This window comes from Streptomyces sp. NPDC007088, assembly GCF_042869355.1.
Classification (GTDB): domain Bacteria; phylum Actinomycetota; class Actinomycetes; order Streptomycetales; family Streptomycetaceae; genus Streptomyces.
This window is the reverse complement of record NZ_JBIAFO010000011.1, coordinates 169,818-194,497: the sequence shown is the minus strand read 5'-3', so window position 1 is coordinate 194,497 and position 24,680 is coordinate 169,818. Positions and strand designations below refer to the sequence as shown.

At 76.3% G+C, this 24,680-nt stretch carries 21 protein-coding genes; 5 read left to right on the top strand and 16 right to left on the bottom strand.

What is annotated here, in order from left to right:
* Positions 1-9: 9 nt before the first annotated feature.
* From ACFYMP_RS19505 to ACFYMP_RS19465, 9 genes are all read right to left on the bottom strand, one after another.
* Complete coding sequence (locus ACFYMP_RS19505) at positions 10-1,272, bottom strand: GNAT family N-acetyltransferase (RefSeq protein WP_388858761.1); 1,263 nt, start codon at positions 1,270-1,272, stop codon at positions 10-12.
* Positions 1,269-2,015: a lipopolysaccharide biosynthesis protein gene (locus tag ACFYMP_RS19500; RefSeq protein WP_388858758.1), complete on the bottom strand. Its 747-nt coding sequence runs from the start codon at positions 2,013-2,015 to the stop codon at positions 1,269-1,271. The genes ACFYMP_RS19505 and ACFYMP_RS19500 overlap by 4 nt, the downstream gene beginning before the upstream one ends.
* Positions 2,012-3,229 carry a glycosyltransferase gene (locus tag ACFYMP_RS19495; RefSeq protein WP_388858755.1) on the bottom strand — a complete coding sequence of 406 codons (1,218 nt, stop codon included), beginning with the start codon at positions 3,227-3,229 and terminating at the stop codon, positions 2,012-2,014. Before ACFYMP_RS19495 ends, ACFYMP_RS19500 begins: the two co-directional genes overlap by 4 nt.
* On the bottom strand, positions 3,226-3,996 hold the full coding sequence (locus ACFYMP_RS19490) for a polysaccharide deacetylase family protein (protein WP_388858752.1): 771 nt from the start codon (positions 3,994-3,996) through the stop codon (positions 3,226-3,228). Before ACFYMP_RS19490 ends, ACFYMP_RS19495 begins: the two co-directional genes overlap by 4 nt.
* Positions 3,986-5,815 carry a lipid II flippase MurJ gene (locus ACFYMP_RS19485; RefSeq protein WP_388858749.1) on the bottom strand — a complete coding sequence of 610 codons (1,830 nt, stop codon included), beginning with the start codon at positions 5,813-5,815 and terminating at the stop codon, positions 3,986-3,988. Before ACFYMP_RS19485 ends, ACFYMP_RS19490 begins: the two co-directional genes overlap by 11 nt.
* 194 nt (positions 5,816-6,009) lie before the next feature.
* On the bottom strand, positions 6,010-7,374 hold the full coding sequence (locus ACFYMP_RS19480; protein WP_388859027.1) for an O-antigen ligase family protein: 1,365 nt from the start codon (positions 7,372-7,374) through the stop codon (positions 6,010-6,012).
* A 113-nt stretch (positions 7,375-7,487) separates the two neighbouring features.
* On the bottom strand, positions 7,488-8,870 hold the full coding sequence (locus tag ACFYMP_RS19475; protein WP_388858746.1) for an exopolysaccharide biosynthesis polyprenyl glycosylphosphotransferase: 1,383 nt from the start codon (positions 8,868-8,870) through the stop codon (positions 7,488-7,490).
* A gap of 179 nt (positions 8,871-9,049) precedes the next feature.
* Complete coding sequence (locus tag ACFYMP_RS19470) at positions 9,050-10,318, bottom strand: glycosyltransferase (RefSeq protein WP_388858743.1); 1,269 nt, start codon at positions 10,316-10,318, stop codon at positions 9,050-9,052.
* Positions 10,319-10,450: 132 nt separating this feature from the next.
* Entirely contained in the window at positions 10,451-11,659 is a 1,209-nt protein-coding gene (locus ACFYMP_RS19465; RefSeq protein ID WP_388858740.1) for a DUF3344 domain-containing protein, read from the bottom strand.
* A 488-nt stretch (positions 11,660-12,147) separates the two neighbouring features.
* Between ACFYMP_RS19465 and ACFYMP_RS19460 the strand changes: the two genes are divergently transcribed.
* The 3 genes from ACFYMP_RS19460 (at position 12,148) to ACFYMP_RS19450 (ending at position 13,942) form a co-directional block, all read left to right on the top strand.
* Positions 12,148-12,390, top strand: coding sequence for a chaplin (locus ACFYMP_RS19460; RefSeq protein WP_388858737.1), 243 nt, complete (start codon positions 12,148-12,150; stop codon positions 12,388-12,390).
* 150 nt (positions 12,391-12,540) lie between these two features.
* A complete protein-coding gene (locus tag ACFYMP_RS19455) occupies positions 12,541-12,981 on the top strand; it encodes a hypothetical protein (RefSeq protein ID WP_388858734.1) in 441 nt (146 codons plus the stop codon).
* A gap of 457 nt (positions 12,982-13,438) precedes the next feature.
* A complete protein-coding gene (locus tag ACFYMP_RS19450) occupies positions 13,439-13,942 on the top strand; it encodes a DUF5949 family protein (protein ID WP_388858731.1) in 504 nt (167 codons plus the stop codon).
* Positions 13,943-13,973: 31 nt separating this feature from the next.
* Here ACFYMP_RS19450 and ACFYMP_RS19445 read toward each other — a convergent pair whose 3' ends face one another.
* Both ACFYMP_RS19445 and ACFYMP_RS19440 read right to left on the bottom strand, forming a co-directional pair.
* Positions 13,974-14,810: a 4'-phosphopantetheinyl transferase family protein gene (locus ACFYMP_RS19445; RefSeq protein ID WP_388858728.1), complete on the bottom strand. Its 837-nt coding sequence runs from the start codon at positions 14,808-14,810 to the stop codon at positions 13,974-13,976.
* A 104-nt stretch (positions 14,811-14,914) separates the two neighbouring features.
* Positions 14,915-17,206, bottom strand: coding sequence for a glycoside hydrolase family 3 N-terminal domain-containing protein (locus ACFYMP_RS19440; RefSeq protein ID WP_388858725.1), 2,292 nt, complete (start codon positions 17,204-17,206; stop codon positions 14,915-14,917).
* Between the two features lie 211 nt (positions 17,207-17,417).
* Between ACFYMP_RS19440 and ACFYMP_RS19435 the strand changes: the two genes are divergently transcribed.
* Both ACFYMP_RS19435 and ACFYMP_RS19430 read left to right on the top strand, forming a co-directional pair.
* Positions 17,418-18,035 carry a TetR/AcrR family transcriptional regulator gene (locus tag ACFYMP_RS19435; protein WP_388858722.1) on the top strand — a complete coding sequence of 206 codons (618 nt, stop codon included), beginning with the start codon at positions 17,418-17,420 and terminating at the stop codon, positions 18,033-18,035.
* A 182-nt stretch (positions 18,036-18,217) separates the two neighbouring features.
* A complete protein-coding gene (locus ACFYMP_RS19430) occupies positions 18,218-19,600 on the top strand; it encodes an MFS transporter (RefSeq protein WP_388858719.1) in 1,383 nt (460 codons plus the stop codon).
* A 25-nt stretch (positions 19,601-19,625) separates the two neighbouring features.
* Here ACFYMP_RS19430 and ACFYMP_RS19425 read toward each other — a convergent pair whose 3' ends face one another.
* From ACFYMP_RS19425 to ACFYMP_RS19405, 5 genes are all read right to left on the bottom strand, one after another.
* Entirely contained in the window at positions 19,626-20,999 is a 1,374-nt protein-coding gene (locus ACFYMP_RS19425) for a cytochrome P450 (protein ID WP_388858716.1), read from the bottom strand.
* Positions 21,000-21,002: 3 nt separating this feature from the next.
* A complete protein-coding gene (locus ACFYMP_RS19420) occupies positions 21,003-21,977 on the bottom strand; it encodes a DUF1702 family protein (RefSeq protein ID WP_388858713.1) in 975 nt (324 codons plus the stop codon).
* 3 nt (positions 21,978-21,980) lie between these two features.
* Complete coding sequence (locus ACFYMP_RS19415; RefSeq protein WP_388858710.1) at positions 21,981-22,979, bottom strand: DUF1702 family protein; 999 nt, start codon at positions 22,977-22,979, stop codon at positions 21,981-21,983.
* Positions 22,980-23,661: 682 nt separating this feature from the next.
* Complete coding sequence (locus ACFYMP_RS19410) at positions 23,662-24,159, bottom strand: flavin reductase family protein (protein ID WP_388859024.1); 498 nt, start codon at positions 24,157-24,159, stop codon at positions 23,662-23,664.
* Positions 24,160-24,206: 47 nt separating this feature from the next.
* Positions 24,207-24,680 (bottom strand): acyl-CoA thioesterase, encoded by a 474-nt coding sequence (locus ACFYMP_RS19405; protein ID WP_388858707.1) that lies wholly within the window; start codon positions 24,678-24,680, stop codon positions 24,207-24,209.

The following is a 24,680-nucleotide window of genomic DNA, read 5'->3' as shown; positions in this document are numbered from 1 at the left end:
GCCCCGCCGTCATCCGCCGGGGCGCCCCGCCGGGGCCCCGGGCGCGGCCGTACGCCCCGGTGTCCCGTCCTTGGCCGCCCGTGCCGCGCGGGCCCTCGCCCAGTGGGCGGCGCGGGCCCGCGCCCCGGCCTGGGCGGTGCGCAGCCACAGCAGCGGGGCGGTGCGGCGGCGGGCCAGCAGCAGGCGGGAGTTGACGACGCGTTCGGGGCGCCAGTGCTCCTTGTACGGTTCGGTGCCGCGCAGCAGGCTCAGCGTCGTACGGCCCTCCCCCGCCGCGTACCGCGCGCAGGTGCGCAGCAGCATCGAGGTGACGTCGGCCTTGCGGGAGCGCAGGCCCGGGTCGGCGCCGTACAGGTAGCCGCCCGCGAGGGACGGGGAGAGCAGCGTCAGATCGGCGGCCACGACCCGGCCGTCGAGCCGGTACTCGGTGACGGCCGCCTCCCCCGAGCGCACCATCGCGCGGGCCGCGCGGACGAGGTGGTCGCGGAAGCGGGGCCGCAGGTGCTCGGGCGTCACCCGGCGGCCCTGCCACTGGAGGCGGTGCAGGCCGAGCAGGGTGCGGACGGCGGCCGGGACCTCCTCGGCGGGCACGGCGCGGCTCTCGACGCCGAGCGCGTCGGTCTTGCGCAGCTTGGCCCGTACCCGCTGGGCGGTGGACCTCGGGAGCCGGGCGAGCTGCTCGTCCATCGGGAGGGCGGGCAGCTCCAGGCACACCGAGTCGGCGCGGCGCGCGAGCGGGCCGGTCCAGTGCGCGAGAAGGGACTCGGCCGCCGCGCCGGGCCGCAGCTCGCGCAGGTCGAGCACGGCGGTCCTGGCGGCCCGGTGCAGCGCGGCGGCGAGCGCGCGGGCGGCGGGAGCCGCGTGGGCGGCGTCGATCAGGACGTCGCCGAAGTCGGAGATCGGACCGCCCAGGAAGACCAGGGCGGGCACGGGGCCCGGGGCGCGCATGAGCGGTGCGGCGGCGACGAGTTGGCCCGCGCGCCGCACCAGCAGGACGCGCGGCCCGCGCCCCGAGCCGTACGACCGCCACCAGGAGTCGAGCCAGGCGTGGCTCTGGAACGGGGTGGCGGCCGGGCAGGCGCGGTGCAGCCGCCGCCACTCGGGCGCGAGCAGCGCGAAGGACTCGGGGCGGGTGCACCACTCGGTGGTCCAGCGCTCCAGGCCCGGGGCCCGGGTCCCCGCGGCGCCGGGGACCCGGGGCTCTCCCGGGGCCTCGGCGGCTCCGTCCGCCTCGGCGGCCTCGGCGGCCGTCGCCAGGTGTACGTGCGTCATCGCGCCCTCTTCCCTCCTGCGGCGGCGGTCGCGCGGCCGGTGTCCGCGGCCTCCGGGGCGCCGCCGCCCTGCGTGGGCGCGGGGACGGCTCCGGCCGGGACGCCTCGCGGGTCGCCGGCGCGGGCACGACGCGGCCGGACCAGGAGGCCGAGCGCGCCGAGCAGGCCGCCCGCGCACGCGCCGACCGCCGAGGTCAGGAGGGTCCCGGGGGTCGCGGGCGTACTGGGGGCGACGGCGCGGGAGAAGGCCAGGAGGGTCACGCGGGTCGCGTCGGCGCTGTGCCCGGCGGCGGTCACGAGGGAGCCGGACACGGCGTTGGCGATGTCGGCGGCGGCCCCTCCGCTGCGCGCGGTGGCGGTGATCGCGACCATGGGCGCGTCGGGCGAGGTCTCGGCGGTGACGCTGGAGCGCAGCGTCGCGACCGGCACCCCCGCCTCGATCTGGGCGTCGCCGAGGACCGCGACCTGCGTCGCGACCTTCCCGTACGCCTGTGCGAAGCCGAGCGCGGAGGCGGAGTCGCCGCCCGTGCCGGGGACGGCGAGGACGTAGGCGGTGGCCGCGTACTGGGGCGGGGTCAGCAGTCCGTAGAGGGCGCCGCCGGCCGCGCCGAGCGTCGCGCAGACCGCGAGGACGGCGAGGGCGGGCAGGGTGAGGAGGCGTCGGCGCAGCCGGCCGAGGAAGCGTTTCGCCCTCTTCTTCGGCTGCTCGCCGGGGCCCGGCTCGGGGGTGCGGTCTTCACTCATGAGGTCTTCGCTCCCAAAGTGCTCGGCGTACGGGGGGTGGGCGGGGTCTGCGGCGGGCGGGGGCCGCGGGGGCGGGTGGTGCCGGGCCGGTCGCGGCCGGTCCGCGCGAGGGTGTGGCGGTAGACGCCGGTCAGGAGGGCGGCGGCGCGCTCGATGCCGTAGTGGCGTACGGCCTCGGGCACCGGGAAGCGGGCCCGGTCGGGCAGTCCGTGGCCGTAGCCGGAGGCACGGCCCCAGCGCAGGGCGTCGGCCAGGGCCGCCGGGGAGCCGCCGACGCGGTGCGCGCCCGGGGCGGCGGCCGGGGGCAGGTCCTCGACGGCGGGGCAGCGGGCGTAGAGCGCGGGCAGTCCGGCGGCGAGCGCCTCGACGACGGCGAGGCCGAACGCCTCCTCGCCGGACGGGGACACGAACACGTCCATCGCGCACAGCAGTTCGCGCAGTCCGGCCGCGTCCCTCTCCCCCGCGAGGTGTACCCGCCGCTCGCAGCCGAGGCGGCGGGCCAGCGCGCGCAGACGGCCCTCCTCGGGGCCGCCGCCGACGAGGACGAGGTGGTGTTCGGGCGGCAGTGCGGCGAGGGCCTCGACGAGCGCGTCGAAGCGTTTGCCGGGCACGAGCCGGCCGACCCCGCCGAGGAGGTACGCGTCCTCGGGCAGCCCGAGCCGGGCGCGGGCGGCGGCGCGCGCGGGCTCCGCGTAGCGGAAGGCTTCCGCGTCGATGCCGTTGGGCACGAGGTGCAGGCGGTGTTCGGGCACGCCCCAGTCGTTCAGCCGGTCGGCGACGGTCGTGGACACGGCGACGGTCGTGGCGCCGAGGCGTTCGCCCGCGAGGTACAGGGCGCGCACGCCGGGGGTGAGGCGGCGGCCCTCGATGAGGTGCTCGCCGAGGGAGTGCTCGGTCGCGACGATCGCCCGCACCCCCGCCAGCCGCGCGGCGATCCGCCCGTACAGGCAGGCCCGGTAGAGGTGGGTGTGGACGAGGTCGTAGCGGCCCGAGCGGATCAGGCGCACGAGGCGGGGCAGGACGCCGAGGTCCCGGTTGCCGGCCATGCCGAGGTGGTGGACGCGGAAGCCGTCGGCGCGCAGCCCGTCCGCGACCGGCCCCGGCCGGGTGAGCGTCGCGACCTCGCAGTCGGCGTCCAGCCGGGGCAGCAGGAGCCGCAGTTGCTGTTCGGCGCCGCCCACGCCGAGCCCGGTGATGAGGTGCAGGACCTTCATACGGTCACCCCGGGGCGCGGCTCCTCGTACCCGGCGGCGAGGGAGGTGGGGCGGCGGCGCGGGTGCAGGAGGCGTTTGAGGAACAGCCTGGGGCCGGTGTCGTTCTGCCCGACGTGGACGCGGGGCAGGGCGTACGGGCCGGTGTGCGCGCCGGGGTCGATGGCGCAGGCGTAGCGGTAGCCGGCGGCGCGTACGGCCTCGGCGGCGCGCCGGTCGAGGGTGCCGTACGGGTAGCAGAAGCCCTGGATCTCCGTACCGGTGAGGGCGGCCAGGCGGGCGCGGGACTCGTGGGTCTCGGCGCGCAGCACCGTGTCGTCGGCGCTCGTCAGGTCGACGTGGGTGAGCCCGTGCGAGGCGATCTCCATCCCGGCGGCCACCACCTGGCGCAGGCCCCCGGCGGTCAGCAGGGGCTTGCGGGGGCCGAGCGGGTCCCACGCGTTGTCGCCGCCGAGCCGGCCGGGCAGCGCGAACACGGTCGCCGTGCAGTCGTGGCGGTGCAGGACGGGGACGGCGGCGCTCAGGAAGTCGGCGTACCCGTCGTCGAAGGTGAGGCCGACGAGGTGCGCGCCGCGTCCCTCGGCGCGCGCGGCGAGCAGTTCGCCGACGCCGACCCCGCGCAGTCCGCGCCGCCGCAGCCAGCGCAGCTGGGCGTCGAGCCGGTGCGGGGTCACGGTGACGCGGTAGGGGTCCTCCCGCACCCCGGACACCGAGTGGTACATGAGCACCCACAGCGGGGGGCGTTTCGCGACTACGGGTTCAGCGGGCATCGCGGCGCTTTCTGGCGAGGGCGGACAGGGAGGTGAGCGCCGCCGTGACGTCACGGGCGCGCAGGGCGTGGGCGACGGCGGCGAAGACGAGGGCGAGGGCGGCCGACCCGGCGGCGAGCGCGGCGAGGGGCGCGGCGAAGGCCCCGGCGGCGAGGCGGGCCGCGAGGCAGCCGCAGGCGGCGGCGAGCAGGAGCTTGCCGAGTTCCCCGGCGACGGCCCGGGTGCGGATCGCGACGGTGCGGCCGCTGAGTCCGGTGAGCATGAGGACGGCGGTCGCGCTGATGCCGAGCGCGTTGCCGGCGGCGATGCCGAGGACGCCCCAGTGCGGTGCGGCGAGCGCCCCGAAGCCGGCGGTGACGGTGAGCCCGCCGAGCATCGCGGCGGCCGGGTACCAAGTCTTGCGGGGCGCCGAGAAGTAAGAGCGGATGAGGGCGCCCACGAGGGTGTGGCCGAGCAGCCCGAGGGCGTAGACCCGCATGACGGAGGCGGTCGCGGCGGTGTCGGCGGCGGTGAACGCGCCGCGCTGGAACAGCAGCGTGACGATCTGCGGGGCGCAGGCGACGACGGTCGCGGCGCCCAGCAGCACGATGCAGCCGGCCAGCGCGAGGTCCCGCTCCACGCGGCGCCTGGCGTCCTCGGCGCGCCCGTCGGCGAGGGCCCGCGCGACGACGGGGAAGGTGACGGTGCACAGCATGAGCGACAGGACCATGGGGACCTGCGCGACCTTCTGCGCGTAGTTGAGGTGCGAGATGGCCCCGGCGGGCAGCTCCGAGCCGAGGAAACGTTCCACGAGGACCTGGGACTGCCGGGCGAGCGCGAAGCACAGCACGGGGCCGAGCAGCGCGGCGTCGAACAGTTTCTGGTGGCGCGGTACCCGCGAGGCGGTGCCGACGGTGCGGGAGCGGCGCAGTTCGGCGACGAGGAAGGGGACCTGCACGAGCACCATGAGGCCGCCGCCGGCCGCGACCCCGAGGGCGGCGGCGCGCACGCCCCAGCCGCCGAGGGCCCCGAACACGGCCATCGCCGCGATGATCCCCAGGTTGTACGCGATGTAGATGGACGCCGGGGACAGGTAGCGCCGGTGCACGCGCAGCGCGGCGGCGCAGTACCCGGCGAGCCCGAAGCTGAGCGCGCAGGTCGCGGTGTACCGGGTGCAGTCGACGGCCAGCGCGCGCTCGGGCAGCCCCGGCGCGAGCAGTCCGACGAGCCACGGGGCGCCCACGACGAGCAGCGCCGCGACCAGGCCGAGGACGCACACGAACTTCGGCAGCGTCGAACGGACCAGGGCGCGCACCGGGTCGGGCCCCTCCCCGGCGCGGGTGGCGCGCAGGGCGAGCGCGACGGAGAACGCGGGGACGAGGACGAGCGCGGTGCCGTCCTCGATGAGCAGGGTCGAGGCGATCTCGGGCAGCGTCCACGCGACGAGGAAGGCGTCGGTCTCGGGGCCCGCGCCGAAGAAGTGCGCGAGCGCCTGGTCGCGCACCAGCCCGAGGACGGACCCGGCGACGGTGAGCGCGGCGGTGACCACGGCGGCCCGCGCGAGAAACCGGCCGGAGGGCTCGCCGGAGGAACCGGAGGGCCCGGGTTCCGGCTTCAGCGCGGGGGCGGCGCCGGGGGCTCCCGGGTCGGGCGCGGCGGGGGGCCCTGGCTCCGGCGCGGCGGGGGGCGTCCCAGGCTCCGGCGCGGCGGGGGCGGGCGCGACGCCACGAGCACCCGACTCCGCCGCAGCGTGCCCGACGCCATCGGCGGACGGCTCCGTCGGTACGGCCGGCTGATCCAGCACGGCGGGCTGATCCAGCACGGCCGGCTGATCCAGCACGGCGGGCTCCCCCACCGCGAGTGGCCCCTTCACCCCAGGTCGCTCCCCCACCGCGAGTGGCCCCTCCACCGCGAAGGGCCCCTCCAGCACCGGTCCGGCCCCGTAGGACCCGGGCCCGTGCGCCCCGGACCCGTGCGCCCCGGACCCGTAGGCCCCGGAAGCGCGAGGCACGCCCCCCTGAGGCTCGGCGCCGCTCACCCCGCGTCCCCCTCCGCCGTGACGACACCGGCACCGGCCCCGGCGCGGGCCGGAACCGCGCCGCCGCGCGCCGCCCCCGACAGCCCCCACCACGCGGCGAGGCCGAGGCCGATCGCCGTCATGACGGTCGCGGGCCCGCCGATGTCGGCGTACGCGAAGTCGACGAGCTGCCACACGAGCAGTCCGCAGGCGACGAGCCCGCAGTCCCCGGCCCGGCCGGGCCCCGGGTGCCGCAGGGCCGGGGCGAGGCGGCGCAGCCCGCACACCGCGAGCGCGGCCCATCCTCCGGCGAGCGCGAGCAGCCCGAGCAGCCCCTGTTCGCCCAGGACCAGGAGGTACATGTTGTGCGGGGACAGCAGCGGCTGGACCCGGAACGCCTGGCCCGCGCCCGCCGTGTCGCTGCCCGCCGACAGGCCGAGCGAGGCGTGGCTGTCGCGGTGCGCGGGGAAGCCCTTGAGGCCGACGCCGGTCACCGGGTGCTCGCGCCACATCCCGGCCGCCGCCGCCCACATCGTGTAGCGGTCGCTGACGGAGCGGTCGGGCGCGGCGGCGACCCGGGTGATGCTCGTGACGCGTTCCTGGAGCATCGCGGAGCCGACCCCGAAACCGCCGACGAGGACGATCCCGGCCGCGCTCGCCGCCGCGAGGACGCGCAGCGCGCGGCGCGGTCCGGCCCACAGCAGTTGCAGGCCGAGGACGGCGCCGGTCGCGATCCACGCGCCCCGGCTGAAGGACAGCGCGAGCGGCGCGGTCAGCGCGAGGGCGCAGCCCAGCGCGACCGGCCGCTGGAGGCGGTGGACGCCACCGGGCGGCGCGAGCGCGAGCCCGGCGGCGGCGATCAGCCCGTACGCGACGACGGTCGCCATCCCCATGACGTCGCCCGCGCCGAAGGTGCCGACGGCGCGGATGTCGGAGCCCATGTAGGAGGCCCCGGTGCCGGTCGCGAACTGCGCGACGCCGAGGCCCCCTTGGACCAGGGCGAGGCCGACGAGCGCCCAGGCGAGGACCCGGAAGTCGCGGGCCCCGCGCAGCAGCAGGAGCAGCGCGAGCGGGACGAGCACGAAGATCTGGAGGTAGCGGCCGAGGCCCGCGATCCCGGTGGCCGGGTCGGCGGCCCCGAAGGCGGCGGCGGTCAGCGCGAGCACGGGCGCGCCGAACACGAGGGCGGCGGTCCGGTTCAGCGGCCGGGCGCGGGCCCGCACCACCCGGACCGCGACGAACAGGACGAGGACGGCGGAGGCGGCGTCGGCGGCGGTCGCCCCCTCGCCGCCCCCGGTGTGCGGCGCGCACAGCAGCGCGAGGACGGCGACGGCGGGCAGCACGGGCACCGGCCCGCGCGGCAGCGCACGGGCCCACTCCACGAGAAGCGGCGAACGCGGCAGGTCCGGGCCGGCGGAAGCGGGAGCGGGAGCGGAGGCGGAGGCGGGGGTGGTCGTGGTCGTGGCCGGGAGGGTGGTGGCAGGGCTCAACGCGGTCAGCTCCCCGAGGGACGGACGAGGGAGGCGGCGGTGCGCAGCAGGATGCGGGTGTCCTGCCACAGCGACCAGTGGTCGATGTAGTGGTTGTCGTAGCGGCAGCGGTCCTCGATGGAGGTGTCGCCGCGCAGGCCCGAGACCTGCGCGAGCCCGGTGATCCCGACGGGCGCGCGGTGGCGGTGCCGGTAGCCGCCGTAGGTCCGGCTGAACTCGTCCACGAAGTAGGGGCGTTCGGGGCGGGGGCCGACCAGGCTCATGTCCCCGCGCAGGACGTTCCACAGCTGGGGAAGCTCGTCGAGCGAGGAGCGGCGCAGGAAGCGGCCGACGGAACTCATCCGCCGGTCCTCGGCGACGTTCCAGCGGGTCGCCGCCTCGCGCGGGTCGGCGGGGCGCAGGGTGCGGAACTTCAGGAGGGTGAACGGTTTTCCGTGCAGCCCGATCCGTTCCTGCCGGAACAGCACACCGGGCCCGTCGCTGAACCGTACGGCCAGCGCGCAGGCCAGCAGCACCGGGGACAGGGCGAGCAGCGCGGGCGCGGCGAGCAGCACGTCCTGCGCGCGTTTGCCGGCCCCGGCCCGGCGCGGCCCCGGGGGCAGCCGCCGCACGGGGTAGCCGGCGAGCTGCGTGCCGTCGCCCGACGGGCCGTGGCCCGGTCCGCGCGCGTCGACCTGCCACAGCGCGCAGCCGTACGCGCGCAGCAACCGCACGTATGACAGCGGGGGTTCACCGACGAGGAGGGCGGCGCGCACGTCGTTCTGCACGAGCGCGCGCCGCATGTCCTGCGCCGAGCCGAGGACGGGCAGCGGCCCCGGTCCGGCGGGCGCGGGGCCGACGACGCCGACCGGGCGCAGCACGGGCCGCGCCTGCCGCAGCAGGGCCCCGGCCACGTCGTGCGCCCGCGCGTCGCCGACGACGAGCGCGGACACGGGCCGCAGCCGGTGCCGGGAGGTGCGGCGCAGGTGCACGGCGGCACGGGCGGCGCAGGCCACGAGCGACTGCCCGGCCCAGGCGGCGGCCAGTGTCGCGAGGCCGAGCGCGGCGCCGGGGCGGACCGCGGCCAGCAGGCCCGCGCTCACACCCCAGGCCAGTGCGGTCCGCGCCCACAGCGCGGGCGCCTCGTCCAGCGCGGAGGGCTCGGGGCCGGGCCGGTACAGCGCGGCGCTGCGGACGTTGAGTCCGACGACGCACACGAGGACGAGGGGGAACAGCCACCAGGGCCGTCCCTGCGCGGCCACCGACGTGCCCGCCGCCGCGCCGAGGGCGTCGGCCCCGACGAGGGCGAGCGAGGGGTGCGGGGCGCGCCGCGAGGGGCGCGGCAGCGCGGCGGGTACGGCGGCGGACCGGCCCCGCGCGTCGGGCAGCGCGGCGGGTACGGCGCGCACGGAACCGCCCCGCGCGGGACGCGGCTTCGCCGGGCGGGCGGGCGGTGCCGACAGGACCGCCGTGGTGCGCGCGCGGCCCGCGGTGCCCGGCGGGGCGGGCGGCCGGGGCGCCTCCGGGGCCGGCGCGCCGCGCGTCGGCGTCGGGGCGGCCGGGCCCGGGGGGAGGGTGCTGTCCGCGTTCACGTCGTCGTCGGCTCTCTGTGCTCGGGGGTCCGGGCGCGGACCGCGCGCGGGCCGGGGGGTGTGGTCCGGTCGCCGGGCGCGGTCGCCGCGCCGGTGTCCGGTTCCGGTCCCGCCTCCCCGTACGGGCGCGGGCGCGGCGACCGGTACAGCTCCGTGGTGCGCGCGGTGGTGTCCCGTACGTCGTGGGCGGCGCGCACGTGGCGCAGGGCCCGTCCGGCGAGCGCGGCGCGCAGCGGCGTGTCCTCCAGGAGGGAGACCAGGCGCACGGCGAGCGCCGGGGCGTCGGCGGGCGGTACGAGGCAGTGCGCGGCGTCCAGCGGCGGCAGGCTCTCGCGGGCCCCGCCCACCTCGGTCAGGACGACGGCCCGGCCGCAGGCCATCGCCTCCAGCGGGGCGAGCGCCATGCCCTCCCAGCGGGACGGCTGCACGACGAGGTCGGCGGCGCGGTACCAGCGGGCGGCGTCCTCGGTGGCGCCGACGAAGGTGACGCCCTCGGGCGCGGCGCGGCGCAGCGCCTCCTCGTCGGGGCCCGCCCCGGCCAGGACCAGGCGGGCGTCCGGCACCGCGCGGCGTACGGCGGGCCAGGCGCGCAGCAGGACGTCCTGGCCCTTCTGCCGGCACAGCCGCCCGACGCACACGACGAGCGGCGCCCCGTCGGCGAAGGCGTACCGGGGGCCGCCCGGCCGGAAGGCGGTGAGGTCGACGCCGTTGGGGACGACCGCCCAGCGGGCCCGCACCCCGGCCGCGAGCCCGGTGCGGCGTTCCGCCTCGCTCACGCACACGACGTGGTCGGCCCAGCGGGCCGCGTACCGCTCCCAGCGGCGGGCGAGGGCGGCGACGGTGCCGTCCACGGCCTCGAAGGACCAGGCGTGCGGCTGGAACACGGTCGGCAGCCGGCCGCGCACCGCGAGCCGCGCGGCGAGACCGGCCTTCGCGCTGTGCGCGTGCACGAGGCCGGGCCGCACCCGGTCCAGGAGCTGCCCCAGGTCGGCGGTCTCGCGGTACAGCGAGACGCCGGGCTCCCGGTCCGCGCGCCAGGTGTACGCGCTCGCGCCGTACCGCCGCGCGGTGTCCGCGAGCGTCCCGCCCTCGGGACACACGAGGTGCACGTCGATCCCCGACCGCCGCTGGGCGCGCACGAGTTCGGCGACGACCCGGGCGACCCCGCCCTCGACGGGCTGCACGACGTGCAGGACCCGTGCGGGCAGCGGCCCCCCGGACGGCGCGTCGGCGCCCGGCCGCGGCGCCCGGCCCGGTAGGGCCACTCGGTCTGGTTGTGCTGACAGTGTCACGCGCGGGACCCCACTCGTGAGAGACGGAAGGGACGACGGGGGACGACGGAAGACGACGGGAAGGGGGAGCGGCGGGCCGGGCCCGCCGTCGGCGCGGGCGGACGCTCAGCCGCCCGAACCACCCCCGGCGGTACGGGACCCGGCGTCGGTCTGGAGGAACAGCGCGCCGAGCCACAGCGAGTCGCGCAGCGCCGTGAAGCGCACCCGCAGGCCGGTGCCGCCGGATCGCAGCGCCCGCCCGAGGTCGAGGACGTCGGAGTCGTAGCCGAAGGTGTTCGGCGGGCCCGGCACCCGGTCCCCGGCCCGCTCCGCGCCGCCCTCGCTCACCGTCGAGTTGAAGACGTCGGCGGTGGGGTTGGCGGCGTCCCCGAGCGGGACGGCCGGCGCGTTCCCGGTGCGTACGGTGACGGAGTCCCCGTCGAGGCCGCGGTCCCCGTCGTAGGCCACGATCCCGGCGCTGCCCCGCGCCCCGGCGGGCACCCGCAGGGCGGGCAGGCCGACGCTCAGCGAGCGCCGGTCGCGCTCGTCGGCGCGCAGCGTCCGGAAGCCGTCCCACAGGCTCAGCCGGCGCAGCGGCTCGCTCTTGCGCTCGTAGGCGGCGACGAGGGTCCAGCCGCCCCAGCCGCCGGTCGGCGAGTTGCCCCGCGCGACGTTGATCTGCGCGACGGTGTACAGACCGGGCCCGGCGGCCCGCACCAGGCGGGTGACGTCGGCGGAGGACTGGAAGGCGTCCGCGCCGCCCGCGACCCGGTGCCCGGTCACGGTGTCCGCGCGCAGTGCGCGGTAGGCGCCGCCCGGTTCGGCGAACAGCACCCGCGCGTTGTCCTTGGGCGGCTTCCGCTCCCCCACCCGCAGGTTGCCGCCCCAGTACAGCCGCGCGTACCTGATCCGCGCGCCCTCGGGCACCCGCAGCCGGGCCCGCGACGAGTTGTACGTGTGGGGGTCGCGGTCGACGTCGGCGTAGAGGAGCGAGTAGTCGCCGTTGGACACCGGCGCGGCCGCGCCCCGCCCCGGGCCGCCCGCGGACACCGGCCGCGCCGCCGCCGCGCACGAGGGCACCCCCGGGGTGACGGCCCCGCGGCAGGTGACCGCCGTGTTGGCCGCCCGTACGAAGCCGCCGCGCAGCACCGCCGACCAGCGCTGGGCGACCGGCAGGGCGGCGGCCTCGCGGTCCGGGCCCGGGGCGGCCGGGGCCGCCGGACGGGCCGGGGCCGAGGCGCCCGACGCGGGGACGCCCGCGAGCAGCGCGAGCGCGGCAAGCACACAGACCGTGCCGTGCCGCAGCGCGGCGGACAGGTGACGTGGACTTCGCATGGGTGTTCTCCGGGGGAAGGCGGCCGCGCGGTACGGGCGGGTGCGGGACCGCGGAAACGGACGTCACGGAAATGGACCGGCACACGCCGGAAGGAACCGGAAAATAAAGGGAAAGGAAACGCCAAGAAAAGGAACGTCAGGAAAGAGTCGGAAAGCGAAAGGACGACCGGACTGTAACCCCGGACGGAGAGAGAATCGCTCAGCGCGATCACGCCGACCGGAGTGTTCTTTTCACATCGGCTGCCGAACTACCCGAATGGGCCCGCGTCGTGGGACATGCGGGTGACCCCCGGATGCGGAGGGCGGGCGCGGGACCGGACCCCGGCGTGCGCGGGGAGCGCGCGGGGGCGGAGAGGGAGGAGGAGGGGGCGGACACGGGGTGGTTCACCTTTTCGGGGCACAACCCGGGCCGGTGCGCGGCCGTTGTTGCTCACGCCGGGCCCGAGTCCGGCCTGACCGCCCCCGATCGATCAAGGAGCGCTTTCTCCATGTCGCGTACCGCCGCCAAGGCTCTCGTTCTCTCCTCCGTCGCCGCCGCCGCGCTGGCCGGCACGGCCGGTATCGCCAGCGCCGACGCCGGTGCCCAGGCCGGGGCCGCCTTCTCGCCGGGCGTCCTGTCGGGCAACGCCGTCCAGATCCCGATCCACATCCCGGTCAACCTGTGCGGCAACACCGTCGACGTCGTCGGCCTGCTGAACCCGGCCTTCGGCAACACCTGCGTCAACGCCTGACGCGTCCGGCGGCAGCCGCGGGACGACCGGCGTGCGCCCCGGCGCCCACGCCACGGCCGCTCTCCAGCCAGGAGGGCGGCCTTCGTGCTCCGGCCCGCGAGGCGCGCCCCTCCCGCAGTGCTCCAGCCCGTCCAGACGAAGGAACCCCCCATGAAGTTTGTGAAGACGGCCGCGCTCGTGGCCGGCACCCTGGCCGCGGCGGGCGCCGCGAGCCCCGCCTTCGCCGCCGGTGAGCTGACCCCCGGCAGCGTCAACGGGGGCCTGAACTCGGTGGTCGAACAGGGTCAGGGCGCCCTCGGCACCGTCGCGAGCGACGCGCTCGACCCGAACGTGCCGGACTCCGCCGGCCACACGCTCGAACCCGTGGTCAGCAAGCTCACGCCGCTCGCCCCGCAGAAGAAGCTCTCCGCCCGCGACGTGCTCACCGGCAAGATCGTCAACGACCTCACCGACCGGGCCGGCACCGGGCTCCTCGGCGAGGAGCGGGCCGGGGGCCCGCTCGGGCAGCTCCTCGGCGACGAACGCGGTCCGGGCCCCGCGGGACAGCTTCTCGGCGGCCTGCCCCTGGACGCCCTGCCGCTGAGCCGCTGAGCCGCTGAGCCGCTGAGCAACCGGAAGGGCGCCGCGAAGCGCCGGCCGAGACCCCCGTGGGCGCGGAAGCGCACCCCCGGGGGTTCTCCGTCTCCCCGCGCACCACGGCGGCTTGCCGGCGGCGCCGCGATACGGCGCCCGGCGTCCGGCGGCGTCCCGGACGCGCGCCCCGGCACTCCCGACGAGGGTCCGCGGGCGTTTCCCGTAGCGTTCCCGGCGGGTCCGCGAGAACGTTCTCGTACCGTTTTCCCAGCGGGTCCGCGAAAACGTTCCCCCTGCCGTTCCCAGCGGGTCCGCGAGGACGTTTCCCGTGTCGTTCCCGGCGGGTCCCGCGGCCGTACGCACAGGATTCCGTCCGCTCCCCTTTGGAGTGATGTGGAGTGATGGCCGAAATGGGCTAGGCCGGTCGGGTGACAGGCCGGAGGGGAATATGTGGCCGAGTCGCTATGGTCCGTCCGTGACTTCCACCGACAGCGCCCAGCGCATCTTCCGCCCCGCCGAACTCGGCACGCTCGTCGTCGTGGCGTGGAGCGGGAAGCATCCCGAAGACGACCACGACATGCCGTTCCTGCTCGCCTATCCGCTCGGCGACGGAACGGCGGGGCACGCGGGCGTCACCGGGGCGGCCCACGCCCTGCTGGCCGACACCGGCCTGCCGGTCGGCGGTCAGCTGCTCGACGGCCGGGAGACGACGAGCCTGCCGGTGACCCTGCTGGTCGAGGCGGGCTCGGCCTCGCTCACCATGCCGCCCCAGCTCAACGCGCAGTGCGAGGTGCCGCCCGAGTGGTTCGCGGCGGCCCGGCAGCGCGGCTACGCCTACTTCATCTTCGCGACCCGCCCGTGGCCGCAGGCCGTACCCGGACGGGCGATCACCGACGAGGCGCTCACCGCGTTCGTGGGCGACGAGTCCATGCTGACCTCCTCCGCGCACGTCCTGCTCCCGGTCCGCACCCTGCGCTGAGGGCCCGGTGCCCGGCCCGCGCGCCGGGCCCTCAGCCGTGGCGCGGGAACCGGTCCGCGAGTACGTCGCGGCCGGCCCAGGGCGCGGGCGCGGGGCGCACGGTGCACACGCACGGGGAGGCCCCGCGGACGGCGACGGCCGCCGCGTGGCCCTCGACGACGGGCAGGTCCACGACCCGCCATCCCGCGGGCGCCGTCCGCAGGTCGTCGGCGGCGAGATCGACACCGACGCCGGTGCCCACCCCCTTGAGGTACGCCTCCTTACGCGTCCACAGGCGGGCGAAGGCCGCGGCCCGCTCCTCGTCCCCGCCGGCCGCCTCGATCCGCGCGCGCTCGCCGGGGTGCAGCGCGGAGGCGACCTCCGCGACGGTACGGGGCCGGGGGCGGGGCTCCACGTCGACGCCGACCGCCCGCGCGGCCACGGCGATCGCGACGAGGTCCCCGCCGTGCGAGAGCGAGAAGGCCGGTCCGGCCCCCTCCAGCGCGGGGCGGCCGTGCGGTCCGCCGCAGGACGGGCAGTCCTGGCGGACGAAACGCAGTGCGGCGGGCTCCCGGCCGGTGCACAGCGCGAGCACGGCGCGCAGCGCGCTGTGCGCGAAGCCGTACCGCACCCGGTCCGCCTCGCGGCGGAAAGCCCGCATCCGTTCGTGTTCCGCCGCGTCCAGGTGGCGGGGCCCGGTGCGCGCCCACTCCTCGGCGCCGGGCACCGCGAGCAGCCACACCGACACCGCCCCGGCCCGGTGCTCGCGCACCTCGTCCGGGGAGAGACCCCCGCCGTTCACCACGTCCCGGGGCAGACCCCCGCCGTCCGGGGAGTGCTCCCCGCTGTCCGGGGGCAGCCCCCCGCCACTCACCAAGTCCCGCGCCACGCCCCCATCCTGCCGCAACCCGCCACCGCGCCGACAGGGGTGGCCACAACCCGGCCCCGGGCCCGGCCCCGCCCCGGCGGGCGCGCGGCCGGGCCGGTCCGGGCTCAGTCCTTGACCGTGAACCCCGCGCGCAGCAGGTCCTGTTCGCGCGAGGAGTGGCCGACGAGCAGTTCGAAGGCGCCCGCCTCGACGATGCGGCGGCCCTCGGCGTCGACGATCGTGCAGTCGGTGACCGGCAGTTCGAGGGAGACCTCGCGGGACTCGCCGGGCGCGAGGGTGACCGCCCGGTACGCCTTCAGCTCCTTCTCCGCCCAGGTCACCGAGGACACGGTGTCGCTCACGTAGACCTGCGCGACCTCGCGTACCGGCCGCTCCCCCGTGTTGCGCAGGGTCACGGTGGCGCGGACCGTGTCGCCCTCGGCGACCGCGGGTGTGCTGATGGCCAGGCCGGAGTACTCGACGGCGGAGTAGCCCAGCCCCTCACCGAACACGAAGGCCGGGGCCTGCGTGAGGTCGGCGTAGCGGTCGCCGTGCTGGCCGCGCACCTGGTTGTAGTACGTCGGCTGCTGGCCCGCGTGCCGGGCGAAGGAGATCGGCAGCCGGCCCGTGGGCTCGACCAGGCCGAGCAGCACCTCGGCCACCGCCCTGCCCCCCTCCATACCGGGGTTGAAGGCGTACACGAGGGCTGCCGCGCGGTGCGCCGAGGGCGGCAGCACGAGCGGCTTGGAGGCGATGACGACGACCACCATCGGCTTGCCGGTCCGCTCCAGGGCGTCGAGCAACGCGACCTGATCGCCGATGAGTTCGAGGGTCGCGGTGGAGCGGCCCTCGCCGACCAGCTCGATCCGGTCGCCGACCACGGCCACCACGTAGTCCGCCTCCGAGGCCGCCGCCACGGCCTCCGCGAGCAGCGCCTCGTCGGGCTCGGCGGGGACGACGACGTCGGGCCGGGGCTGCCCGTCGGGGAAGAAGGCGCCCGCCGGGTCGGCGCCCACCGTCAGGATCTGCGCGCCCCGCGCGTGGGTGACCGTCCAGCCCTCGGGGACGTGCGCGCGGAAGCCTTCGAGGACGGTGGTGATCATCTCGCGCGGCTGCCCGTCCGGCAGCCAGTCGACCTGGCCGGAGGAGCCGGCCCAGTCACCGAGCTGGTTCTGCGCCTCGTCCGCGTTCGGGCCGATCACGGCGACCCTGCGCGGCCTCCCGTCGGCCGGGGGGAGCGCGCGGCCGGTGGCGTCGGGCTCCAGTCCGCCCGCGAGCGGCAGCGTGCCGTCGTTCGCGAGCAGGACCAGGGACCGGCGGGCGGCCTCCAGGTTCAGCTCGGCGTGCGCGGCGCTGCCGATGAGCGCGGCCTGCCGCGCGGAGTCGGGGTGGCGCGGGTCCTCGAACAGGCCCAGCTCGAACTTGAGGGTGAGCACGCGACGTACCGCCGCGTCGATCTCCGCCTCCGTCAACAGGCCCTGCTCCAGGGCGTCCAGGGCGCCCTCGTAGAACTTCGGGGTGTTCATCACCATGTCGTTGCCGGCCTTGACGGCGGCGGCCGCGGCCTGCGTGTAGTCGGCGAAGATGTGCTGGTCCCACACCATGCGGCCGACGTTGTCCCAGTCGGTCACGAGGGTGCCGGTGTAGTTCCACTCGCCGCGCAGCACCTCGCTCAGCAGCCAGTTGTTGACGGTGATCGGCACCCCGTCCATCGACTGGTAGCCGAGCATGAAGCTCCGGCAGCCCTCGCGGGCGACCCGCTCGAAGGGCGGCAGGAACCAGGAGCGCAGCTTGCGGCGCGAGAGGTCGGCCTCGCTCGCGTCCCGGCCGCCCTGCGTCTCCGAGTAGCCCGCGAAGTGCTTGGCGGTCGCGAGGATCGCCGTCGGGTCGTCAAGGCCCTCGCCCTGGTAGCCGCGCACCATCGCGGAGGAGAGTTCACCGATCAGGAAGGGGTCCTCGCCGAAGGTCTCGGAGATCCGGCCCCAGCGCAGGTCGCGCGCGATGCACAGGACCGGCGAGAAGGTCCAGTGCACCCCGGTCGCCGCGACCTCGACGGCGGTGGCCCGCGCGATGCGCTCGACCAGCTCCGGGTCCCAGGTCGCGGCCATGCCGAGCTGGGTCGGGTAGATCGTGGCGCCGTGCCAGAACGAGTGGCCGTGGATGCAGTCCTCGGCGACCAGCAACGGGATGCGGAGCCGGCTGCGCCCGGTCAGCTCCGCCGCCTCCAGGACGCGTTCGGGGGAGGCGTGCAGGATCGAGCCCGCGTGCTTGTCCTCGACCGCCTCCCGTACGCCTTCCTTCGCGTTCAGCTGGAGCATCTGGCCGACCTTCTCCTGCCGCGTCATACGGCCGAGCAGGTCGTCGACCCGCTCGGCGACGGGCAACGAGGGGTCACGGTAAGGCGGGTTGAGGCCCACAGGAGTTCCTTTCACCACGTCGACGACGTGCTCGGCGGACGGGACACCCCCTCAGCAGGCCGGGGGCGGCGGCAGACGCGCGGCGTGGCCGCACGACCACCCCGCCCTCCCACCGTACGCTCAATCCCGACCATCTGGTAAGTATGTGAGGGGGCGGTTCCCGGCCAGAGCCGGACGACCCGCGCCGTACGAGGGATCGGGAGAGTGGCGTATGACCGCGCAAGTACGGAAGGGCTACGCGAAGGGCCGGGCCCGCCGGAGCGAGATCCTCGACCAGGCCATGACGCTGTTCGGGGAGGCCGGTTACCGGGGCACCTCCCTGCGGCTGATCGCCCAGCGCTGCGGCATCTCGCACCCCGGGCTGCTGCACCACTTCCCGACCAAGGAGTCCCTGCTGCTCGCCGTGCTCGAACACCGCGACGCGGTCGACGAGGTGTGGCTGTACGCGGGCGACCCGCGGGGCGTGGAGCGGCTGCGGCGCCTCGCCGACCTGACCGAGCTGAACGCGACCCGGCGCGGGATCGTCGAGCTGTTCACCCTGCTCGCCGCCGAGGCCACCTCCCCCGAACACCCCGCGCACGCCTACTTCGTCCGCCGGTACCGCACCTCCGTCGCCGACGCCCTGCGCGCCTACGAGGAGGCGGCGGCCGCCGGGTACCTGCGCCCGGAGATCGACCCCGCCCTCGCCGCCCGGCAGCTCATCGCCCTCATGGACGGCCTCCAGGTCCAGTGGCTGCTGAGCGACGGGGCGACCGACATGGCCCAGGCGGTCCGCGCCCACATCGCCTGCCAGCTGACGCTGAACTTCGCGGCGAGCACCGCCTGTTGAGAGCCCGTACGGCCGGGGACGACGGGCCGGCCTCAGCCCTCGCACTTCCCCGCGCTTCCCCGCACCTCCTCCTCGCGCAACTGCCCCTTCGGGCCCCCCGCTTGTCCTGATGTCCGGACGTCCTATTCTCAGTCGGGCTGGCTCTTCCGTGCCCGGCTGGACCTAGGGGGACGAGACGCGCGATGACAGCAGGAGTCTCCGGGGGGCAGGCGGTCGGCAACCGTCGGTCCTGGCTGCCGCTGCTGGCCTCGACCACCGCCTCGGTGGTCGCCATGGACAGCCTCGCCGTGCCCATCGCGCTCGATCCGTGGGGGACGGGGCCGCAGATGTCGCTCTCCCTCCTGGAGTGGACGGTGATCGCCTACAGCCTGGCGTTCGCGGCGCTGCTGCCCGCGGCCTGCGCGCTGCACAGCCGCCACGGCTCGCGGCGGATGCTCTGTGCCGGGCAGGTGCTGCTCGCCGCCGCCTCGGTGGGCTGCGCGCTCGCGCCCGTCGGGGCCTGGCTGGCGCTGGGCCGCGCGGGGCAGGGGGCCGCCGCCGCGCTGGTGACGCCCGCGGTCCTCAAGCTGGCCGGGCAGCTCTCCTCGCCGCGGACACGCGGACTGGTGCTGCCCGGATGCGCGGGCGGCGGGATCGAACTGTCCGCGGCGGCCGGTCCGTTGATCTGCGCGCTGGTGGCCCAGGGCGGGGACTGGCGCTGGATCTTCTGGCTCAACGTCCCGGTCTGCCTGCTGTCCCTCGTCCTCGCGGCGGGCTGGCGGCCTGACCCGTACGAGGTGCCGGGGCGGCCGGACCTGGAGAGCGCGCTCGTCACGGCCCTGGGCTGCTTCGCGCTGGCCTGGGGGGTGACCGAGGGGACGCGGCGCGGCTGGGACAGCGCGGCGGTCCTGCTCGGGCTGGGGCTCGGAACGGTGCTGCTGCTGGTCCTGCTGGCCGGGCGCATCCCGCTCGGCGGTTTCCGCGCGCGCGAGTTCCTGGCGGTCCGCGTCGGCTACGCCTGCGGCTGCGCCGCGCTCTACTGCACGGTCCTGCTGCTCCAGCGGTACTTCCTGGCGACCGACCCGGTGGGCCGGCCGCTCTACGCCTGGCTGCACCTGGCTCCGCTGTGCCTGGGGCTGCTGGTGTGCGCCCCGCTGTCCGGTCCGCTCGCGCTGCGGCTGGGCACCAGCAGGCTGATGGCCCTGGCCCTGGTGACCTCGGCGCTCTCGCTCGGCGCGCTGGCCTGGGGCACGCACCGCGGCTCCCCGTACACCGTGCTGCTGCTCCCGCTCCTGCTGAGCGGCGCCGGGATCGCCCTGGCCGTGCCGACGGGCCGCACCCTCGCGCTCGTCGTACCGGCCAAGTCGCTGCCCGGCGCGGGCCTGCCGGCCGTGGGCGCGCTGCGCAACCTCGGCGGCTCGTTCGGCGCCGCCTCGGTCGGGGTGCTGCCCGCCTTCCACACCTCCAGCTCGGGGGCACGGTCCCTGGACGGCCTGGCCCCGGCGATCGGCATGGCCGGGCTGATCTGCCTGGCCGGTGCCGCGACGTACTTCGCGGTGCCGAGCCGCCGAAGCCCCCTCCGGTAGACCGGCGGGGCTCCGGCGGCGCCCCCTAGGTCCTGCGCACCGACATCCGCAGGCCGCCGCGCACCCGGAGCGAGAGCATCGGCTCGGGGACCACGGACGCGCCCCTGGGCAGTTCCAGGCGCAGTTCGCGCATGACCATCGCGATCACGAAGACCGCCTCCATCATCCCGAGGTGGTTGCCCACGCAGAAGCGCGGTCCCGCGCCGAACGGGATGTACGCGTAACGGGGGCGCTGGGCGCGCCGGTCACGGTCGAAGCGCTCCGGCTCGAAGCGTTCGGGCCGTTCCCAGAACTCGGGGTGCCGGTGCAGCGTGTAGGGGCACACCACCACGTCGGCGCCGGCCGGGACGTCGTATCCGGCGATGACGTCGGGGCCCTGGGCGATACGGGAGAGCATCCACACCGGCGGGTAGAGCCGCATCGTCTCCTCGACCACCATGGTCGTGTACTCCAGGCGGTGCAGGTCCTCGAACTCCGGCAGCCGCTCGCCGAGCACGCTCCGCGCCTCCTCGCGCAGCCGCTCGGCCACCCGCGGGTGCTGGTCGACGAGGTAGAAGGCCCAGCCCAGGGTGCTGGCCGTGGTCTCGTGCCCGGCCAGCAGCAGCGTGACCAGTTCGTCGCGCAGCCTGCGCCGCGCGACGCGCGGGTCCCGCTCGGCGCGCACCGACAGCAGCAGCCGGGAGAGCACGTCGTCCCCGCCCTGCCCGGTGTCCGGCACGCGGTGCGCCGCCAGTTCCTCGGTCGCCTTCTGCAGGCGGGCCCGCGCCGCGCGGAAGCGCAACTGCTTCGGCAGCGGCAGGAACTGCGGGATCGCGCCGATGGTGACGACCTCGAACATCGCCTGGTCCTGCACGGCCTCGAAGTCGTGGCCGATCGAGGCGTGGCCGCCGAGGTCCTCGTCGAGCAGGGTGCGCCCGAGCACCCCGAGGGTCAGCTCGGTCAGCTGCGCGGTGATGTCCACCGGCCCGTCCCCGGTCCTGGTCCGCAGCCGGCCGACCATGCGCGCCGTCTCCTCGGCGACCACGGCGGCCTGCGCCGCGATCCGCCGGGCCTGGAAGGCGGGCTGGATCACCCGGCGCTGCTCCCGCCACAGCTCGCCCTCGCTGGTCAGCAGCCCGTCGCCGAGGGCCCGGCGGGCCTGGTGCAGCCCGATGCCCTTGTGGTAGTTGCCCGGGTTGTCGGCGAGCACGTACTTGGCGTGGTCGGGGTGGTTGAAGAAGTAGAGCGTCTTGGGGCCGATGGCCATGCGTACGGCGTCGCCGTAGCCGTTCGCGGCCGTGCGCATCAGGGCGAGCCGGTCGCGCAGCAGCATGTCGAGCAGCTTGACGGTGGACCATCGGGAGGGGCCCGGCGGTACGCGCCGCCGGGTGCCGCCGGACCGGGACTGGGTGTCGGTCACGGCTCAGCCCTCCACGCCTGCGGCCAGCCGGTCGGCGATCTTGCGGCGCCAGATCTCGTAGGCCGGGACGCCCTCGTCCACGCAGGGGTCGGGCAGCGCCTCCTGGCAGACGCCCATGGCCTGTTCGGGGGTGGTGCCGCACAGCACCCCGGTGGCCAGCGCGGTGTGCGCGTTGCCCAGCCCCGCCTCCAGGCGCGCGGTGGCCGCGAAGGCGGAGCCCTGGGCTAGCCAGCGTCCCTGCTTCCCCGCCCGCTCGCGCAGGAGCCGCAGCTCCGCCTCGCCGACACCGCCCGCGTAGGTGGCGGCCAGTCCGGTCCCCGCGTACAGATCCGGGTGCCGGTCCTCGGAGAACGACCTGATCATGGTGGTGACCCGTTCGACGTCGGTGCCGCCGACGAACCACAGGGCGCGGCCGATCCCCTGGTCGATGACCCGGTCCGCGGCCCGGGACCACCCGCCGCCCGGCCAGGGGAAGCCGGGCTCCTGGTACTGCTCGTGCACGTACCTGCGGGTGCGGAAGTACGCCTGGTGGAAGCCGTAGCCGTCGAGCACCAGCCAGCGCAGCAGCGGGTCGGCGGTGTGCATCCGCGACCAGCGGAACCGCGGGACGCGGGCCATGGCCCAGCCCACCCCCACGTAGACCATGTACACGTGCTTGGCGCCCTCGCCCCGCAGCAGGTCCGCCACGTGGTGGGTGCCGCCGACCGGCAGCCCGTCGCGCACCGCCATCCCCATGCCGGCGCCCTCGTAGGCGAAGCCCCGGAACTCCGGTGTCAGGCTTTCGAGCCGGGCCTCGGCCTCCCGGGCCGAGGAGGCCGCCGCGGCGTACGCGTAGCCGGTCAGGAAGGTCTCGCCGACCTTCTCCAGCCGTTCGCGGGCCTCGGGGCTCTTCTCGTGGAAGCCGCGGGTGGACAGCTTCGTCTCGTGCATGCCGGGGGTCAGCAGGCGGCTGCGGAGCCGGCCGAACTGGTTCGCCATCTCTTACTCCTCGTGGGAAGGGGTGACGGCCGCGTTCACGAAGTGCTCGCGGATGGCGCGGCGCCACAGCTCGTACGGCGGCACCGGGCCGGTGCCGGTGCGCTCGGCCTCGGTGCGGTCGGCCAGGTCCACGGCCTCCTCGATGTCCAGTCCGGTCAGCTCGGCGGCGCCGGTGACCGTCTGCGCGGGCACGAACCGCGCGTGGTGCCTGGCCTTGACCGCGAAGACGGCGCCGAGCGCGAGGTCCGCCTCGTGTCCGCTCCGGGCGGCCGTGTCGCGCAGTCCGGCCAGTTCGGTGGCCGTCGCGCCGCCCGCGAAGGTCGCCGCGAGACCGACACCGCTCCACAGGTCGGCCCGCCGGTCCCGGGCGAAACGCCCGACCGCCTCGGCCACCGCGGTGCAGCGGCCCCCGTGGATGAACCACAGCGCGCGCCCGACGCCCTGGTCCACGGCGCGCGGGAAGTACCCGGGATGCCCCTCCCACGGGTACGGCTCGGGCCGCGACTGGCGCTCGACCCAGCGCTCCGTGTCGAAGTACGCCAGGTCGAAGCCGTAGCCGTCGACGGCCAGCCAGCTCATCGTGGGGTGAAAGGGGATCTCGCGCAGGTCGGGCATCACCTTGCGCCACAGCGGTCGCGGCAGCCGGGCCATGGCGAACCCGACGCCGATGCAGGCCAGGAAGTAGTGCGGGCGCCCGGGGCCGAGGATCAGCTCCCGGGTGCGGTGCCCGCGCACCGCGTCGCGCACGGTGCAGGCCATGACCGCCCCCTCGTACGCGAATCCGCGCAACTCGGGTTCCACCATGGCCAGTCGACGCTCGATCTCCTCCAGTCCCCGCGCCTCGACCCCCCATTCGAAGCCGACGACCACCGACTGCGGGATCGCCTCCAGCCGTGCGGTGGCCGGGGTCGGGGTGACCGGGAACCCCCGGCCGGCGAAGCCGACCGAGTGCAGCGAAGGGGCGAGCAGGAGCCTGCGCAGCGAGCCGAGCGGGGTGGCCATGGGCAACTCTCCCTGGGCGGTCGGTCGGGCGGTGTGGTCCGGGTCCAAGCACCCCGGACACCTGTGCCAGACATCGTCGTCGCCACGCGGGCGTCCCGGCTACTTCCGGAGTGCGCCGTCACGAGGAATCCGGGACCACCCCAAGTCGGCTTTTTGCGACCGGAGTTGCGTGGGCCCGGCCTCGCCGCACACCGCGGCCGAGGGCTCCGGTCCGGTCGTGCGCGCCGGCCGGACCGAGGGCGCGGGAGCGCGCGGGCCTCGGGGCGATCCCCGCCTCCGGTGCCCTTGGCGCGGGAGTGGGCGTACAGGCGCCCGGCCGTGTCGAAGGTGGTGACGCCGGGCGCCGGGCGCCGGGCGCCGGGCGCCGAGTGCCGAGTGCCAGGCGCCGAGTGCCGAGTGCCGCGCCCACGGGCACGGGCGGCGTCGGTCCCGGTCCGCGACCGGTGGGTGGTCCAGTTCCCGTGGGCCGGCACGCTGACCGTCAGGCCCCCTCGGCCGACGAAGCGGTACCCCATGTTCCCGGCCTCGCGGTTCAGCCGGTCGGCCTGCGGGTGTCCGGACACCTCGCTCGGGGCCCGCTCGCACGGACGGACGGACGGCGGGCCGAGGGCGCGGCGGACCACGGCCGCCTCCGGGAGACCTCCCGGGGGCGGCCTTTCGCGCTCCCGGCCCGCCGTACGCCTCAGAGGGCGAGCCGGCGGAATCCGCCGCCGAAGTACAGCAGCGGATCGTCCGTCTCCTCACGGCCGGTGTCGAGCACCGAGCCCAGGAAGATCGAGTGGTCGCCGCCGTCGTGGACCGCCGTGAGAGCGCACTCCAGCCAGGCCTGCGCGCCGGCCAGGAGCGGGGTCCCGGTGTGCCGTCCCGGTACGGTGCCGACCGTCTCGAACTCGCGTCGGCCCCGGGGCCTGCCGCGGTCGGCGAAGTGCCTGGCCAGGTCCTCCTGCCGTCCCGAGAGCATCGAGACGGCGAAGGCCTTCTCCTCCAGGATGGCCTCGTGGATCGCCGCCGTGCGCACGACGCACACCAGGACCAGCGGCGGCTCCAGCGAGACCGAGGTGAAGGAGTTCGCGGTCATGCCCCGGGGGGTGTCCCGGCCCGCGGTCAGGACGGTGACACCCGTGGCGAAGCGGCCCAGTACGGCGCGCAGTTCACCCCGGGCGCGACCGGGCTGCGACAGGTCGGCGAGGGGCGAGGGGCCGGGGCGCGCCGGCAGCGGTTCGGCGCTCACGCGCCGGCTCCGCTCGTCGCCGCGGCGGGCCGCGCGGCCGCCCCCGCCGCGTAGGGCGCGAGGGCGGTGCGCAGCGCCTCGGGGACCCGGGTCGGACGGGTGTCGGTGTTCGGTCCGCGCATGCACGCGATCCGCTGCCGCCCCTTGGCCACCAGATCCTCGGCGCCGCCCTCGCGCAGGCGGACGTAGTCGAAGCTGAAGGCCACCTGGGTCTGGGTCAGGTCGTCGAGGCGCATCCGGATCGACAACTCGTCGAAGGCCGTGATCTCCGCGAAGAACTCGCAGTCCACCTTGAGGGTGAACAGCTTCAGGTCCTCCCTGATGTCCGCGAGCACCTCGGGCGCGCGGTCCAGCAGGAACATCTCCCGGCATCTGCCCTGCCAGCGCAGGTAGTTGACGTAGTAGACGTTGCCGACGAGGTTGGTGTCCTCGAAGCCCACCAGATGGCGGTACTCGTAGTAGGGCCGCAT